This is a genomic window from Paenibacillus endophyticus (assembly GCF_014192395.1).
Classification (GTDB): domain Bacteria; phylum Bacillota; class Bacilli; order Paenibacillales; family Paenibacillaceae; genus Pristimantibacillus; species Pristimantibacillus endophyticus.
The window spans coordinates 50887-67042 of the sequence record NZ_JACHXW010000021.1 but is presented as its reverse complement, the minus strand read 5'-3'; the positions used below and the strand labels follow the sequence as shown (position 1 = coordinate 67042).

The 16156-nt window shown below is 49.7% G+C and carries 12 protein-coding genes; 3 read left to right on the top strand and 9 right to left on the bottom strand.

All coding sequences use genetic code 11. The features are described 5' to 3' along the window. Window positions 1-73: 73 nt before the first annotated feature. From FHS16_RS25375 to FHS16_RS25355, 5 genes are all read right to left on the bottom strand, one after another. Window positions 74-1606: an extracellular solute-binding protein gene (locus FHS16_RS25375; protein ID WP_183569438.1), complete on the bottom strand. Its 1533-nt coding sequence runs from the start codon at window positions 1604-1606 to the stop codon at window positions 74-76. 352 nt (window positions 1607-1958) lie between these two features. Continuing rightward, window positions 1959-2378 carry an S-layer homology domain-containing protein gene (locus tag FHS16_RS25370; protein ID WP_183569436.1) on the bottom strand — a complete coding sequence of 140 codons (420 nt, stop codon included), beginning with the start codon at window positions 2376-2378 and terminating at the stop codon, window positions 1959-1961. Beyond that, window positions 2311-3753 carry an S-layer homology domain-containing protein gene (locus FHS16_RS25365; RefSeq protein WP_183569434.1) on the bottom strand — a complete coding sequence of 481 codons (1443 nt, stop codon included), beginning with the start codon at window positions 3751-3753 and terminating at the stop codon, window positions 2311-2313. Before FHS16_RS25365 ends, FHS16_RS25370 begins: the two co-directional genes overlap by 68 nt. A gap of 86 nt (window positions 3754-3839) precedes the next feature. Further along, window positions 3840-9167 (bottom strand): DUF4962 domain-containing protein, encoded by a 5328-nt coding sequence (locus tag FHS16_RS25360; RefSeq protein WP_183569432.1) that lies wholly within the window; start codon window positions 9165-9167, stop codon window positions 3840-3842. A gap of 541 nt (window positions 9168-9708) precedes the next feature. Further along, the gene (locus tag FHS16_RS25355) at window positions 9709-10530 is read right to left on the bottom strand and encodes an AraC family transcriptional regulator (RefSeq protein ID WP_183569430.1); all 822 of its coding nucleotides are present in this window, start codon (window positions 10528-10530) and stop codon (window positions 9709-9711) included. 114 nt (window positions 10531-10644) lie between these two features. Here FHS16_RS25355 and FHS16_RS25350 point away from each other — a divergent pair, with 114 nt between their 5' ends. From FHS16_RS25350 to FHS16_RS25340, 3 genes are all read left to right on the top strand, one after another. Further along, window positions 10645-11418 carry a sugar phosphate isomerase/epimerase family protein gene (locus FHS16_RS25350; RefSeq protein ID WP_312891088.1) on the top strand — a complete coding sequence of 258 codons (774 nt, stop codon included), beginning with the start codon at window positions 10645-10647 and terminating at the stop codon, window positions 11416-11418. A gap of 25 nt (window positions 11419-11443) precedes the next feature. Next, a complete protein-coding gene (locus FHS16_RS25345; protein ID WP_183569426.1) occupies window positions 11444-12466 on the top strand; it encodes a Gfo/Idh/MocA family protein in 1023 nt (340 codons plus the stop codon). Window positions 12467-12812: 346 nt separating this feature from the next. After that, complete coding sequence (locus tag FHS16_RS25340; RefSeq protein ID WP_183569424.1) at window positions 12813-13475, top strand: class I SAM-dependent methyltransferase; 663 nt, start codon at window positions 12813-12815, stop codon at window positions 13473-13475. Between the two features lie 86 nt (window positions 13476-13561). On the opposite strand, the gene FHS16_RS25335 is transcribed toward FHS16_RS25340, so the two are convergent. The 4 genes from FHS16_RS25335 to deoR all read right to left on the bottom strand — a co-directional run bounded on the left by FHS16_RS25335 (window position 13562) and on the right by deoR (window position 15954). Then, the gene (locus tag FHS16_RS25335; protein ID WP_183569422.1) at window positions 13562-13930 is read right to left on the bottom strand and encodes an iron chaperone; all 369 of its coding nucleotides are present in this window, start codon (window positions 13928-13930) and stop codon (window positions 13562-13564) included. 79 nt (window positions 13931-14009) lie between these two features. Further along, window positions 14010-14147: a hypothetical protein gene (locus tag FHS16_RS25330; RefSeq protein ID WP_183569420.1), complete on the bottom strand. Its 138-nt coding sequence runs from the start codon at window positions 14145-14147 to the stop codon at window positions 14010-14012. A gap of 96 nt (window positions 14148-14243) precedes the next feature. Beyond that, window positions 14244-14870 carry a GyrI-like domain-containing protein gene (locus tag FHS16_RS25325; protein WP_183569418.1) on the bottom strand — a complete coding sequence of 209 codons (627 nt, stop codon included), beginning with the start codon at window positions 14868-14870 and terminating at the stop codon, window positions 14244-14246. Between the two features lie 127 nt (window positions 14871-14997). Further along, complete coding sequence (deoR, locus tag FHS16_RS25320; protein ID WP_246431957.1) at window positions 14998-15954, bottom strand: DNA-binding transcriptional repressor DeoR; 957 nt, start codon at window positions 15952-15954, stop codon at window positions 14998-15000. Between the last annotated feature and the right edge of the window lie 202 nt (window positions 15955-16156).

Genomic DNA, 16156 nt, shown 5'->3' with positions numbered 1-16156 from the left:
TACGGCACCCCTTTCGTTGAGAAAAAAGACAGGGCTAGATAAAAACCGTTATCAAGCCCTAGCCGAATTCTGATTACTTGATGTTGTTTTTCAAACGATCCAGCGCAACCTGGTACGTATCGATGATCTTCTGCGCGCCGATCTTGTTCAATTCATCGAGGAACGCATCCCATTGCGACAATGGAGTTTCGCCAATAATAAACTTCGCGACGGACGATTCATAATATTTGTTGAGTTGTTCCTCGATAGCTGTAATGCCGCTTCTCTCTTCGTCCGTCAGAACGGGCGTCAGGTTCATTGTCGGGAATTGATATTTCATCGCCTCCGTAAAAGAATGCTGCTCGTTTTCGTTGCTTAGCGACAGCGAGGCCTCGAAATCGGCAACTCCATACGCGGTCGAGGTCATAATGCCCAGCTCTTTCCGCAGGTCATTCGGCTCTTTGTATTGCGGCAAAAATTTACGTTTGCCGTCTTCGATCGTATACGTCTCCCCTTCTTTGCCCCAGCTGAGGATATCCTTCCCTTTATCGGAATATATGAAGTCGAGAAAACGCAACGTGGCATCCAGGTTTTTCGTTTTGGAGGATACGGCGATGCCGTAGTTTTCATAATCTGCCTTTTGGATATATGCCTTGTCGCCATATCCGAGCGGTGGAGCCATAAACTTCAAGTGGGCACCGTTCTGAAGCTGGCTGTTCATAATTTCGATCTGACCGATATATTGAATCGTCATAAACGTTTTATCCGTAGCGACCTGCTGAGTCCAAGCCTTATAATCCATGGACAGCCAGTCTTGCGGGATAAGCTTCTCTTTGTAGAACTTGTTCAAATATTCGACCATGACCTTAAAGCCGGGGTCGGTTACGCCATACTTGATTTTTCCTGTATCTGGAGCTTCATACATGTACGGATAGACGCCGAACTGAGGGCCGAAAGCAGGTAAGGTTCCGACGCCGTGCCGGAACGTAAACGGATAACTATCCGGGTACAGCTCCTTCAGTTTCTTGGACGTTTCGTATAATTCATCCCATGTTGTTGGCGGTTGAAGATTATGCTTTGCAAAGACGTCGTCCCGATAGAACCAGACCATCAGGTTGCCTGCACCCAATCCGTCGTTAAGCAGATGGTACATTTCTCCGTTGGGCGAAGTCATGCGCTGCGCCACTTCTGGCTTGGAATCCAGGAATTTCTTAACGTTGGGCATCTTGTCCATATGTTCTGATAGATCGAGAAACGCCCCTTGCGGACCATATTTCTGTGCATCGCCAGGGAACACGGTGAACAGGTCGGGCATGTCACCCGAAGCGATCGACAATGCCAGCGATTCCGGTCCCGTCCACGTCTCTTGATCGATGGTGATGTTGGTTTCTTCCTTCACCCATTTCCATACCGCCCAGTCGGGCTTTGGTGGATAAATATCCTTAAAATCGGTCAGCAGCCTTAGTGTAACATCTGGTGCGCTGGCCGTTTCCGTGCTCTCAGGCGAAGCCGAAGGCGTATTGGTCCCCGTCTCGGTTACATTGGTACCTCCATTGTTGGAACATCCCGCAAGCATGGAAGCAATGAGAATGGCTCCGAGCAGACTAAACCTTTTTTTTCTGTTCACTGTGAATACACCGTCCTTTTTTTAATTGATCGTTATGCTCCTTACAAGTCTGATGAATTCATTTTCAACTCAGCCGTCTTGTTTCGGATTACTGCAATCATAAAGCCATGTTCGGCCCTTCGGAAATATACGGAACTGCACGACCTGGTACTCCTTTCAGGTTTTCTTAAAAAACGTTCAATTTCCGCAAAAGCGCCTAACCTTTCGTTGATGCGCGGCAGCTTTTATAGGGATAAAGTGAAACGGCGGTAAGAAAAAGTTGGAACCCCACTCACGGGAAACAACAAACGACAGTCCGGACCCCATAGCCTGAGACCCGTACTGTCATCCGATTAGAGTTCTTTATCTTTGGTTAGCCACTATACTTTCCTGCAAAAGCCAACATACGTTTCAGAACGGTCGCAGCTTCTGCCCTAGTCGTTTGCGCCTTCGGTCGGAAGGCGTTCTTCTTGTCGCCTTCCATCACGCCAGCCGCTGCGGCGGACGCGATATCCTGTCGTGCCCATACGTCAGCTGCATCCAAATCCACGAATGAATGCCCGTTTCCGCCGCCTTCGGAAGATGCGAACGGCTGTCCGGCCAATTGGGCCGCACGTTTCAAGATAACTGCCAATTCCTGTCTGTTAAGCGTGGCATCCGGACGAAACGTCCCGTCCGGATAACCGTTGACCAGACCTGCTTCCGCAGCAGCTTGAACGGCAGTTTCATGCCATTGTCCATTTATATCGGTAAAAAGAAGTTTTAGCTCCGGCCTCGTCCAGAGAAAGAGCACGTACTAACATCGCTGCGAACTCTGCCCTGGTGACCGCCTTGTCCGGTTCAAACCTTTGGTCCGGGGTTCCTTTAACGATGAGCTTGTTGGCCATCGACTCCACCAAGGGCTGGCTCCAATGCCCGTTAAGATCAGTGAAGTGTTTGTCCAGCCTTATTAAGGAGTAAGCGCTATTCCCTTTTCTGTACAGCTCGGCGACGTACTTACCGTTTACCACGCGAAACGCTGTTGGCACCGGCAACAGCTCGCCTGTCGCTTCATTCCAATAAACGCCAACCATATTTTCGGGCTCAACGTCGAAATCAAGCTCGAAAGTTCGCGGCACATAACCTGCGAATTTCGTTAATGGCACTTTATCGCCATTCGGCGTTTCTGCGAAGACTTCAAAATCAATCGGCTTAATCAACAGAGTCGTACCGAGCTTAGCCGCCTCCTGCTCCGCCTTGTTGACCAGTTCTTCATTTGCTTCAGTTATGTTGATCGTGAGGACAGCTTCGTCTGCCTGTTCTCCCAATGCATGGCGTAATGCAGCCGAAGATAATTCACTAAGCGGGAAGGAATACGTAGCCTTACCTACGACCACAACCATCACGGCGGAAGTATTTTGCGAACTCCATGATTGGAGCAGCTCCAATGGAGCCTGAACGCGATCCACTGCAGGGATGACGATTCGACCTGAGCGGACCTGAGAGCCGCCCATCTCTTCCGTAACAATTGTCGTTCCGAAATCGCTGTTGCCGCTGTTGCCGCTGTTGCCGTTGTTTCCGCTGTTTCCGCTGTTTCCGCTGTTTCCGCTGTTTCCGTTGTTTCCGTTGTTTCCGTTGTTTCCGTTGTTTCCGTTGTTTCCGTTGTTTCCGTTGTTTCCGTTGTTGCCCGCAGTAATCGTCAGTTGAACGGTTTGTTGAATCGTGTGAATGGTACTGACTAATCCGGTAGTCGTTTTTTTTATGCTTTTGACGCTTATCAGCTTAATAGAAGCGCTGCCGGAAGTACTGGATTTCAGCTTAAAACGGCTTAACGCTTGCGTTCCGTTTTCCCCGTCGGCATTTCCCGACTTCGTCGATCCGTACCGAATCGTATTCCCTTTAACAACCGGAGCTACGGACAAACCGCCAGGCAGCAGGTCCTCCGCGTCCACCAACGTCATTCCTTGCGGCAATTCCAGCGTAACGTCATAAGCATACATTTCGCTTAAGCCTGATCCTTCTATCGTGACATGGAATTGTTCAATTGCCTTAACGGTCGATACATCCGATTTCATCGTAAAGGCGCTTGATTGATCTTCCGCCGCGACGTTGTCCAATCCATTATGGAACCATAGCAAACTTCCTGCCAGCAGAAGCGCAGTTCCCAACCGAATCCAAGTTTTGCTCAAAATATCACTCCTCCGACTTCTATTTCAATGCCAGCAATGGAAGGAATACCGGCAGCTCGGAACCGCCGGCTGTGCTTCTTTTCCTATTACCCTATAATCCGGCTAGCGATAAACGCCACATCCTCAATATCGACAACGCCATCTCCATTCAGATCCGCCTTCTTGGCCTGAACCCAATTCGGGCTATCCGAATCCTTGCCGTAATGCGTCGCGATGTTCATGAAGTCCGCAATATTAAACTGCTGGTCCGCGTTCGTATCGCCAGTCGTTGCCGTAATTCTGTATGCTTCAAACTCCGCGATCGCCGCGGCCAGAAGATTCTGAGCCGACTGGATTTGAGTATGGGAAGCGTCCGTTTGTTGGAAGACGGCCTTGGCCGCGTTAATCGCTGCCGTCAGTGCCGACTTGAGACCATTCAGCGCCGAGCTGAAGAACGTACCGACGGAAGTTCCCGCGACGGCTTGGTCTCGAGTCGATTCCGCTTGCGAGATGAGAGCCCCCAATGCCGCATTATTCGTAATCTGAACCTGAGCGGCGGAATTAGCCAGCGTCATGAGCTCTCCCGATTCCGAGGACGTCGTAACGGCCGAGGTCGCGAAGCCGGACGTGCCTGAAGGCGCTTCTGGTTTCACTTGGAATAGTAACGCCAAAAAGTCGTCGTCAGTCGGCAACGTTCCAGTTCCGGTCCTCGCAGCCAATATGCGAAGTGTCCCGGCTTCCATATTGTTGGACACGCTAACAATCTGTTGTTCATATTTTTTGGCATATCCCGTGTAAGTGAACTTGGCTGGATCATAGGACAACGTAAGATCAACACCGGCCGCCAGAGCAGATCCCCTCAGCGCGAGCCCGATCTCCAGCGGCTGCTCTTGACTTACGGCAGCGGTGCTTGGCGTCAGCTTAAGGCTCGATTCTTCGGCTGCTCCTTTTTTGACCAACCCGACCCAATCCAAATTCATCGGACCTTGCACGTTCCACATTCTGAGCTGAACCTGTCCTGCGGGCAGAGACGCGCCTGATTGAACGGTCAGCGCTTTCCAATACTCCGGCATCGTTCCCCAGTCGAGCGTTTTCTCCGCTTCCGCCGTATAGAACTGATTGCCCAGCTGTATCAGCCTAGTCGGAGCTCCGGCAATGTCTTCCCAAGCGACATACTTAAACACGATGTCGTAAGTGCCCGCCTCCGGAACATTCAGATTCCACGTAATATTTTGGCCTATCGTAGCCCAGTTGCTGACGCCTTGGCCACCCGACATCCAAGGCCTGGTACTGTACACACTGGTCGCGCCGCCATCGGTATGAATGAAGCTTTCGGCTTCTTGGAACACCGTCAAGCTTTCCTTGACGGTATCAAAGTCCGACGTAGCTTCCGCCAACGTTAACGCTCCCGTACCTGCATTGCGAAGCTTCAAGGTCCCAGTCACTTCGGGGAGAATAAACCGCGCGTTCGCTCCCAAATAAACGACCGGCTGAGCCATGCCGACTTTGTCGAAGTAGAGACCCGGCGGCGCTTCGATGACCTCGTAAAGTCCTGCCGCATTGGTCAGGCCACCCCACGCGGCCGTACCGCCAAGTCCATCGCCATAGGTAGACAAGCTTACCGTCGACTCTACACCGTTCACTTCAATAGAATAAGAGATCGGAGCAAGCGGAGCCGGCGCGGGGATATCGCTTAGAAGGAGCTTGTGCTGGCCCGGCTCGACATTCAGCTTTAATAGGTTACCTGCAGTATCCCAATGAACGCCGCGGCTGTTAACGGCATCCGCAATGCTGCCGCCTTCGGGAAGGCTGCGATACTCTTCGTCGAGCACGGTCGTTACGCTGGTCTTATGCAGGCTGATCTCAGCGCCTTGCGTTCCCGTAATCGAAAGCTCGTCGCCGGAGAGTGCGATAGTTGCCTGCTGCGTGCTGCTAATTCTCTCCACTCCGTCCATCGTCAAATGCGTTCCGCCGACCAGAAGAATAGAATCTCCTTTGACGGTAGCGGCAATACCGTCGAACTGAATATCTCCGGTATCGACTGATCCGCTTTGCGCGGTGCGCACATAAACGTCCGTTCCGTCCACGAAGCTCAGCTTACGGTACGTGCCGTGATCCTCGGAGACAATGTTCTGCGGCGTTGTACCCACCTCATAAGGAACATAGGTGGACACGATCGTCGCTTGTTCCGTTTTCGGAGTCACGAATCCGCCATGCTGCCTTTTTACAGTAGCCCATTGAGAGGTTTCGAGCGGCGGCTGTTCGACGCCGTTCGCGTCCAGATACTTGTCGGTTACGGGGATCTCCGTTAATCCCGGATAATAAAGCTTCACATCCAAGGCCGCTTTGTTCTTGACAATCGTGGCGGAGGATTGTTCCGCATCCAGCGTCAATTGTTTATCGGCGTGGAGCCAGTACTCGAAGCTGGAGCCCCCTTGTGCCCTCGCGTCCAAATTGTCCACGATTACAAAGGCGCCAGGCTTCACGTAGATGACGCTTCTCTGCGCCAAATCGAGACCGCTGGTGTTGGCGTCGGTGTTGTAGGCCCCAGTGGCGTCGCCGACGGCGGCGTCGAAGTCCTTATTCGTCGCGAAGCCCGTAATTCGACCCGAAGCGTTCATATCGAAATTTTTCTGACCTTTTTTGTTGTCGTAAGTGATCGCGTTTTTGGCAAACGTAAGTCTGGCGTAATTCAAATTATGTGGGCTGTTGTATGCATCGTAGAACCCGCCGTCAACGGTAAGGTCCTCTCCGAAAGCTTTAATGACGATAGCGTTCTGATCAGCATGCGTGTGATTATAGCTGCCGTATTTGCTAGATTTGAAATACATGGAAATTCGTTTTGTATCGAGTAAATTGGAATGCATGGAAACAAGGCCGACCTGATCGAAGTATTTTGCCGTCGGAAGCTCTACAGGAGGACGCGCCGGCAAGCTGCTGTCTTCATACAGGTAAGTAAAATAGTTGCCATAGCTGTAATTGTGCTGCTGCGCATACCACTGCGCCACCTCGTTCTGCTGCATCATGGCGTTACGGGTCGAACTTCCATGGACATAGCTGCGATCAATGCCGTAGCCGCCGGAGCCCTCGGTATTATTCCCGAGTTGACCGGTGGTCTGGCCGAATGGCAGATTGTATAGCGGGAACAAATATTCGTTGCGGTTATACGCCTTGTCATAAATGCTGAAGCCCGTTGCGGCATAAAGCGTGTCCAGGAACTGTTTTCCGCTTATCGTCGACCATTGCCAATAGCCGACGCCGTTGCCCCAGCCGCCGTCTTCGCCGCCCCAAGTAGGCGACAAGTTAATGTAAGCCGGGACGATCAGTTTAAACCATTCCCGCGCATCCTCGGCAACGACCGTCCCGTTCACGCTGATTTCGTCATGCAGCAAGGATGTTGCAATTATCCCCAAGTAGCCGAACACAGTCCAGCCATGCGAATCGTAAGGCATGCTGGAGATCGGTCTGCTATCGTACAAGACGTCGTCTGCAATGATTTTGGCGCGTTCATGTACCATGGTCAACACGGTTTCCCGCTCCGCCGGGCTAAGCAGATCATAGATCCAGTCGTAGGCTATCGCGCCTTTTAATACGATCTCCCTGTGAACCTGGTCATTGCCTCCTTGATTGTTGTGATATTGAGTCGGACCTTCGTCCGTCCTCCACGACGAGATATGCAACAATCGTCTTTTGGCGAATTCGCCGTAAGCTGGATCCTCGGTAATTAAGTAGACGAAGGCTGCGTTGATCAAGGGTTCCGTTACTGCCGTCGTTTGAGATAATACATTGGGACTGTTGTTAGGATGCATGACAGGCTCGCCGGGCATCGCCTCCGGATTCGTTACCTCGTTCTCCACTCTCGTTTTTACATAGCCTTTAATGGCATCGAATGTTTTTTTGCCGTCCCCGTCTTTCCTGGCTTGAAAATCTTCCAGTCCATCCGGAGTTGTCAAAATGCGGGGATGCTCGTTCGGCACAGCCGCCAGCAGAACCGACACGGGAGGTACCGGGAACGGTACGTTAACTGCGTCGATCCGGAACTTCAGCACCTCGCTCCACTTGGACCAACCTTCCTGTTTATGGTACCGTACTCTCCAGTAATAGGACTGGCCGCCTGCGAAGGTATGAGTAAAGTTGTAGTAGTTGCTCGCGATATCGTTCTTCTGGTATGCAATGGACTCGAAACTGCTGTCATTCGCCACCTGTAATTCGTAGAAATCGGCACCTTCAATAAACGGCCATCCGAAATCCGGAGGATTCTGAGTCGTTACGAGATGGTTAAATGGATGGAAGCTTCTTGTCGTTGCCGGATTCAGCCCAATCGGCCACTCTAGCGAGCCGACTGGCGGCGGAGTAGGCGATGGAGCAACGGTCGACGTTGGTTCAGGCGACGAATGGCTTGTTGTCAACGTCGCCTGATCGAAATAAAGGCCGGCTGTCCCTGAACCGGTTGTCGTAAGCTCTACCTGGATCTCCGTTGTTCCTGCCGGCGGTTCCGCTGTTAGCGTCAACATTTCGAAGCCGTCCGCTCCTGTTGTTGCCGCTTCCGCGAATTGCGTTCCCGTTGAATTAATAAAGTGCATGAGCAAACTTCCGCTGCCTGAGACCGCTTTCGCTCGGACGGCAGCCGTATACGAATGGCCGGATACGACAGGGACCAACGAGCTCTTAACGCCGTAAGCATCCGTCGTTGACTGATCAAGGATACGAAGAGACTTGCTTCCGTGGGCCAGATGCCCCGCATCTGTTACGGCTGTGATACTGGATGTCACGCCATGATCAATTGCTGTCCAGCCATTCGGTCTCGTACCCGTCGTCACTTCGAAGCTTGGATTGAGCAGCAGTTCGGTTGTTTTGAACGATGCGTCATCCACATAGATCGTGCCGGTATTGAAAAAGCTCGGTACGACAATAATCATTTGAATAGTGACGGTGTCCGCAGGAGGCGTTTCGCTAAGCTGAAGCGTTTGCCATTGCGGCTCCGTGCCGCTGCTGTTTTTAACGACTTGCGTAGAGCTGCCGTCCGCCTTGAAATAGCGGATAAACATGCCCACCCCGCCCTCTTCGACCCTTACTTTAACACTGGCGTTATAGGCTGTCCCGGGTGAATAAGGCATCCTAATGCTGTGCACGCCTGCTGCATAGCTGGCATTGCTATCCGTAAGCTTGATGCTGTATGTTCCTTCCGCCGTCTGGTCCGTGACCGACTCCACGGCCACGCCTTCCGGATTATGAGTCGCATACTTGGACCAGCCTACCGGCATACCGCTGGACACCTCCTCAAAGCCGGGATTCACAAGCAGCTCCGGCCCCAAGACGGACTCATCTACAGCTGCGCTTGCCAGTTGAAAAGAGAATAAGTTCAGAATCAAGCCAAGACCCATAACGCCTACCAAAACCGATGAGATTTTACGCTTCCACATACGATTAACCAAATTCGTTTACCTCCCGTATTTGAAATGAAAAACAGCGAAAAACAAGCTACGCAATCTCACCCCCAATGACAACGCGATTACAGAACATGCCTCGCCAAGGGATATGTATCCGCTTTCATTTCTAGCTAACCTCGGCTATTGCCATCGTAGAGCATCGCATCGTTTTGAGTAAATCAACGTTACTGATAAACCTTCAACTACTTTCAGGTTTTCTAATAAAAATACCAGCTTTCGTAAAAACGACCATGCGGGAAAAAGAAAAAGCGATACCTTGGGATGATCCCGGCACCGCTTTTCCTGATTATGTATGTGCATAATTGCTTTCGCAGCTTTTTCAGCCGCCCGCCAACAACTGCTATCCATACAAATAATAGGATAACCAATGTCTGACGAAGCAGCATGGAAATTACCGTTGGATTACACCTCATTCGATGGCTTCAGTTCAACTACCAGGGGCAGAACGGAGAAATCGATGGCCTCTTGATCCTCTAGAACCGGCTGCGCATTACGCAAGTTCCGATTGCAGTAAATCAGGATGAAGTCAGCTGTCACTTAGACTATCATGAGCAGCACGACGTTCCCGGTAAACTCTTGGAGAGCTGCCGTATTTCCTTTTAAAGCAGCGATAAAAATACGGATAGCTGTCGAAGCCGCAGCTTTCGGCAATTTGCTCCAAAGTCAGCCAGCTGTATTCCATGCGCTCTAAGGCGATAGACAGCCGAACGTTCAGCGCATAACGTACTGGCGTTTCGCCAAACGCAGCCTTAAATAGTCTTGTCGCCCTGGAGGGGCTGAGCAGCGCATGGCGGGCCACTTCCTCGATGGACAGCATGCGTGTCGCATTCAACTCGATGTACCGCTTCATCTGATAAGCGGCAACCTGTTTATTCCCGCCAGCTCCCTTGCTCTTGCTGGAACTGCTCATCGCCAACGTAATGGCAGAACACAGCGCGCGAAGCAAGTAATCGACCAAGGCGCCATGATTCTCTCCGATTCGGCGCCTCTGTAGAATGATCAGCTTCCAGATATCGATGAGGTCTTCCATCGCATAAACCCGGCCACGCCGCTGCTGTAAGCTCACCCCCCACCATCGATCCAGCCACTCCCCGCGGCAAATAACATAATAGTCGCCGCTGCCCGGTTTGTTGGACTGCCCTTCGTCTACTATTAATTGATACCACTCACCCGGGGCAAGGATGAGCAGATCGCCCGCGACGAGCTGCTCGTCGCCTATGTCCAGTCGAATCCGGCTCTTGCCTTCCGTCTGCAATCGAATTAAGTAATGCTCCCCGCTGTTCCACTCGGTTCCCCGAAATGGCTTGTCATGATAAGAGTAGCCACAGTATAGAACCTCCGTTCCCACCTTCATCTCCTCACCTTCCGCCGAAAATAGATAGGTTTTATCCAAAATGACAATTCAAAGCAAGGCGTTTTCTCCTTACAATTAGCTCATGACTTCAAAAAAGGAGTGAGACGAGTGATTACCGCCAAAATCGGATTACAGCTCTATACATTACGCGAAGAATGCAGCAATGACCTGCTCGGTACGCTCCGCCGCGTAGCTGAGCTTGGCTACGAAGGCGTGGAATTTGCCGGTTATTTCGGCATTCCCTCGAATGAGCTGCGCAGCGTCCTGCAAGAGCTAGGACTGACCGCGATCGGAAGTCATGTTGGTTTACCCGCCCTATGGGACCGGCTTCCTCAGGAAATCCAATATTTGACGGACATCGCAGGCTCTTATCTGATATGCCCAGGCGTGCCGCCTCAGGAGCATGATTCCGAGAGCTGGAGGCGCAACATCCCTAAGTTAAGGGATACGGCACGTCTTGTCACGCAAGCTGGCCTTCGGTTCGCCTATCATAACCATGCCTACGAATTCGAAATTCAATTGGACGGAGCGCCGATTTTCGAAAGACTGTTTCCGCATGAATCGCTCCACCCGGAGCTCTTATCCGAGCTCGACACTTGTTGGGCAGCCTATGCCGGATACGACCCGTTAGCCACGCTGAAGCGAATGGTCGGGCATGTCCCGTTGCTGCACCTGAAGGACTACCGGATCACGAGCCTTGGCGCGCTAGAGACCGTACCGTTAGGCGATGGAAATTGCCCGCTTGACGCCATTATCGAGACGGCAAGCGACGCCGGCGTTCGCTGGCTGATCGTCGAACAGGATGACGCCCGCGAAGCGTCCCCCTTAGCTTGCGTCGAACGCAGCATGCAATGGTTAGTCGCCAATCGATACAAAACTTAAAACCATTATAGAGAGAAGGATCGTCATGAACAAACTTAAAGTGGCCATTATTGGCTGCGGCGCCATCACTTATCATCGTTATGCACCTGAATACGCATCCCATCCCCAAGCGGAGATCGTTGCTTTCGTCGATGTTGTCCCCGGACGCGCCGAAGAATTTACAAGCCGATACGGCGGTCGCGCATACTTTGATTATCTCAGAATGCTGGAGGAAATAAAGCCCGATCTCGTTACTGTTTGCACACCGAACGTCTATCACGCCGAAATGACGATTGCGGCCGCGAACGCAGGCGCTCATGTCCTGGTCGAGAAACCGATGGCCGCCTCCGCCGAAGAAGCCGAAGCTATGATCGCGGCCGCCCGCAGTAACGGAGTGCAGCTGATGGTTGGGCAAAGCCAACGTTTAATGCCTCCGCATTTGAAGGCCAAAGAGCTGCTCTCATCCGGTCGATTAGGGCGAGTGCTGACGTTCCGCTGCTCCGCCGGCCATAAAGGCCCGGAATCCTGGAGCGTGGACGGACGAGAGAGCTGGTTTTTCCGCAAGCAGGAAGCTATTATGGGCGCTGCCGGCGATCTTGGCATCCATAAGGCGGATCTCATTCGCTGGCTGTTGGAGGATGAAGTGGCGGAGGTATCCGCATACATCTCAAACCTGGACAAGGCCGGTTCGTACGTAGACGACAATCTCGTATGCAGCCTTCGCATGAATAGCGGTGCCATAGGTACGCTTGTGGCAAGCTGGACATACTATCAGGGCGAAGACAACACTTCCATATTTTGGTGCGAGCATGGCACTCTCAAGATCGGCACCGAACCCGATTTCCCTGTCATTATTCAACTAAGAGACGGAACCATAGAGAAATATAGCGTTCCGGGCATTGCCACCAATGACAATATGCATAGCAGCGGCGTAGTTGATGTATTCATCCATGGGATTCTGGAAGGAAAGCCGCCGTTCATCCCTGGCGAAGAAGGCTTCCGCTCTCTCAAGGTGATCTTAGCAGCCTTCGAATCCGCTGAATCCGGCAAAGCCGTCGCGGTTATTTAATATCGGCGGAGAGTAGTCATACTCTCCCCTTTTCAAATTTAACCCTGCTGCATCCAATTCCAACTGCACGCAATTCGCAAAATAAGAAAAGGTCCATATCAGTCGAAATTGTCCTTGTCGAGCATGGAGTCCTACTCGTATTTCACGATTACAACCATGAGGTCCCCGTAAAATCATTTTCGATAGATATAGCAATGGATATTGAATTGCCCCCGTCAAGTAGACGGATCCGCCTGAAGACGGAGCTTCATTTCATCCGTCAGATGGTTCAGACGCGTTAATTGATCCCATATAATGAAATCGATAAGATGCTGAAAAATCGATCTAATGATTAAGGGGATATTTTATGATGAAAAGTATGCGCAAAAAAAAGGATGTCGGTATTTATGGCTTAACTGCAAAGTGGTATGACAAGAATTCTCGCAAAAGTCGAATGACTCAAATGCTAGAATATGCGAATGAAGTTACATCTTTAGTCGGCAAAAGTACAACTATTTTAGAAGTTGCACCTGGTCCAGGTTATTTATCGATCGAACTCGCCAAGAAAGGGTTTAACGTTACTGGAGTCGAGATAAGCCCGGACTTTGTGAAGATCGAAAAAAACAATGCCAATGAAGCAAATGTTACGGTTGATTTTAAAGAAGGTAACGCATCCAACCTGCCCTGTGAAAATCTTTTTTTTGATTTTGTTATTTGCAGTGCTGCATTCAAGAACTTTAAGGATCCGGTAAAGGTTTTATGTGAAATGTATCGCGTCCTGAAAGAAGGCGGAACATCCCTAATCATTGATATGAATTACGAGGCAACATCTGAAGACATTGACAATGAGATTGTACAGACAGGAATGAAAGGATTTGACAAGCATTTTGTAAAATTTGCATTTAAAACTTTCCTAAAACAAGGCGCATACACAAAACAAGATTTTGAGTCCCTTTTAAAAGAAACACCGTTTAAAAACTATACGATCAAAAAAGAGGGTATTAGTTTATTTGTCTATCTTCATAAATAGAAGGAACAATATTCATATCTTTCCTCGCTTTGTCCTTAATGCTGGTTTCCAACATTAATTGGACAACGGCTATCCTTTTTTCTCTATTACCGCCAAAATGTCGTAACGTCTGCCTTGTCCAAAATATTGAACTCGATCATCTTCTCGAGTAATGAGAAATCAACCTGGGCATTCCATTTGATACGCACCAATTCCTTAGTATGATCATAGCCAGCTTGAACAATATCATCAGAAAAACGATTAATTCCTGCCTTCTCAGGGGCAACAGCCAAATGTTGTTTAGCTGCGCTAAATCCAATAATAAAAGTGCCGTGATCAGTAAACATAGGCTGATTCCAAGCAATTTTAGGCACTAAATGAGGATACTTCTCCGTTATCCAACCAAAAATCTCTTCCGCTCGTGCCCGATGCTGCGGGTTAGCAATACGATCCAAAAATTCTGCAAATACTTCCATGCTGCAGCCTCCTAATATATAAATGATGGTATTCGTTTTACTTGCCTATTCGTACCCCTATAATACTACATTCACAAGACTATTCCATTTTCATTTCTTTTTCTTTGTTGTATCGATCTATAGCTTCCTTTGCCAAATCACGCTTTGGCAATTTCGAGTTCATTCTAAGAAGGATTGAAATAATGATGAGCAGCAAAATGACGATTACAACATCCATCCGATTCATCTCCGCCTATATTGAATTGTATATCCCTCACTTATTTTACCATATTGTATTTCGGTTCCTCGCCTTAACTAAAGGGTACCGCGGATTCTAATCCACACTTTTTACAGGAAATCTTAAAACCGTTTTCATCTTCGACGTCTCGGTCTTGCGAGGGTCGGACAAATAAATTTCCCGATGAGTCTTGTCCGTGCGCACATATCCGTTTTCCTTGCAAAATACTTCCATCCTCGCAAAGCTTTCCGGTTCATCGTCAAAACTTCCGATATGCATCATTTGGCAGCTTAAGCCATCAGTCACTTTTTTGAATATTAATTGCTCGAGGTATGGATTTGTTTTTTTCTTTTTAATCTGCTCAACGAATTTCGCGAATAACTCATCGGTAAGAAAGTCTGGCTGGCGTAGCATCATGGTGTATTTCAGATTATTTTTTTCCGTTGCGGGCTTTGACTTATCGACCAAGTCCCAAATTCCCTCAAGCGGAAAAACGGTATATTCATAGTAACCGACCGGTACATCATCACTTTTATATGACATTTTTACTGCATAAGCTACGCTATACAATGCTTCTGTCACCCGAGCAAACTCCGCTCCATTAGGGTCGCCTGTGCCACTAACCATAATAAAGGGCATCTCGGTAATGTCAATCATATCCGGGCTCGTTTTGGGCACATAAAATGATTTGTAATCTTTTTTATATTCTATTTTCCGGCTCATAACTAATCTCTCCTCTATACGCAATTGATATAAGTATAGAACGAGTAAGTGGACAGCAATATGTCTAGTTTCCGCATCTCACCAGCTTTTTCATCCCATTCACCGTAATACATGACCTCGCCGGCAACTAGATGTCACGCTCCAGCAAATATCGACCCGTAAACTGATCCGTAATCAGTACGTTCGTATAGCCTCCACGCATTGCGCCATACATCCCGTTTACCTTTTTGGCTCCGCCTGCTACAAGAATCGACTGTTCCTTGCGCTTCAGCTCATCAAGACTGATGCCGATTGTACGTTCATTAAGCTCCTCTGAGCACAGTGCGCCTGTTGAGTCGATATAACGCGAGCAAATATCCCCAGCTGCCTTCGAGCGAATAACCTCCAAATCCGAATCCGTGAAATAATTGGCCCGGATCAACACCGAATCCTCCGTTGGCGCCCCTACAGTTACGACCGCGATATTGGAGAGCATCCCCAGCTCCAAAATGTTGCGAATATGTCGATCCGATTCGATCGTCCGCTTCACGACCTCATGATCGACCAGCGCCGGCAGCGGTATAAAATACGGAATCGTATGAAACGCTTTGCCGAATAAATGAACAATTTCATAGGCATACGTATTCGTTTCGGAATGGCTGACACCACCGTTTAACTGAACGACCTTTACATCGCGAACCGGCTTGTCCTTCAGCTGCGTCGCCATTTGAAACAGTGTCGTTCCCCATGTCGTCGCGATAATGTCGCCGTCCCTAACCGTGTCATAAAGATAGGCAGCAGCTGCCTCGCCAATGTAGCGCTTGACGATACTGTCCTCGTATTGGGGGACGGAGACGATAACGGCCTTTTTCAAACCGAATTTGGTTTGCAGCCGCTCGGCAAGCACAAAGTTGTTATCGTTAGGGTGCACGATCTTAATCTGTACGTAGCCCTCGTCCTTTGCCTGCTGAAGAAACCTTGATATGGTGGGACGGGATACTCCCAGCTTCTGCGCAATTTCCTCTTGATTGAAGTTTAATTCATAATAGAGCCTTGCTGCGTCAATCATCTTGCTAAGCTTCTCATCCATTCGGTCTTCCGCCATCCAAGCTCAACTCTTTCTGTGTATAACTCTATCCGCTCTCCTTATTTCCACACAAACTATAGCAAAGCAGCATGGAAAATACAATCATGCGATCCACCCTTCCTTCACAAGCGTAAACGGCTGAAGCCGTCCTCTGGCGGCTAAGCTTACGTTTCGCGTAGAAATATAGAGAAAGTTGGCGATATGATATACTTTCCTATAT

Excerpts from the sequence above, each read along its gene's own strand:
- FHS16_RS25345 (WP_183569426.1), top strand. The coding sequence starts at position 11,444 with ATGAACAAACTTAAAGTGGCCATTATTGGCTGCGGCGCCATCACTTAT.
- FHS16_RS25340 (WP_183569424.1), top strand. The coding sequence starts at position 12,813 with ATGATGAAAAGTATGCGCAAAAAAAAGGATGTCGGTATTTATGGCTTA.
- FHS16_RS25335 (WP_183569422.1), bottom strand. The coding sequence starts at position 13,930 with ATGGAAGTATTTGCAGAATTTTTGGATCGTATTGCTAACCCGCAGCAT.
- FHS16_RS25330 (WP_183569420.1), bottom strand. The coding sequence starts at position 14,147 with ATGGATGTTGTAATCGTCATTTTGCTGCTCATCATTATTTCAATCCTT.
- FHS16_RS25325 (WP_183569418.1), bottom strand. The coding sequence starts at position 14,870 with ATGAGCCGGAAAATAGAATATAAAAAAGATTACAAATCATTTTATGTG.
- deoR (WP_246431957.1), bottom strand. The coding sequence starts at position 15,954 with ATGGCGGAAGACCGAATGGATGAGAAGCTTAGCAAGATGATTGACGCA.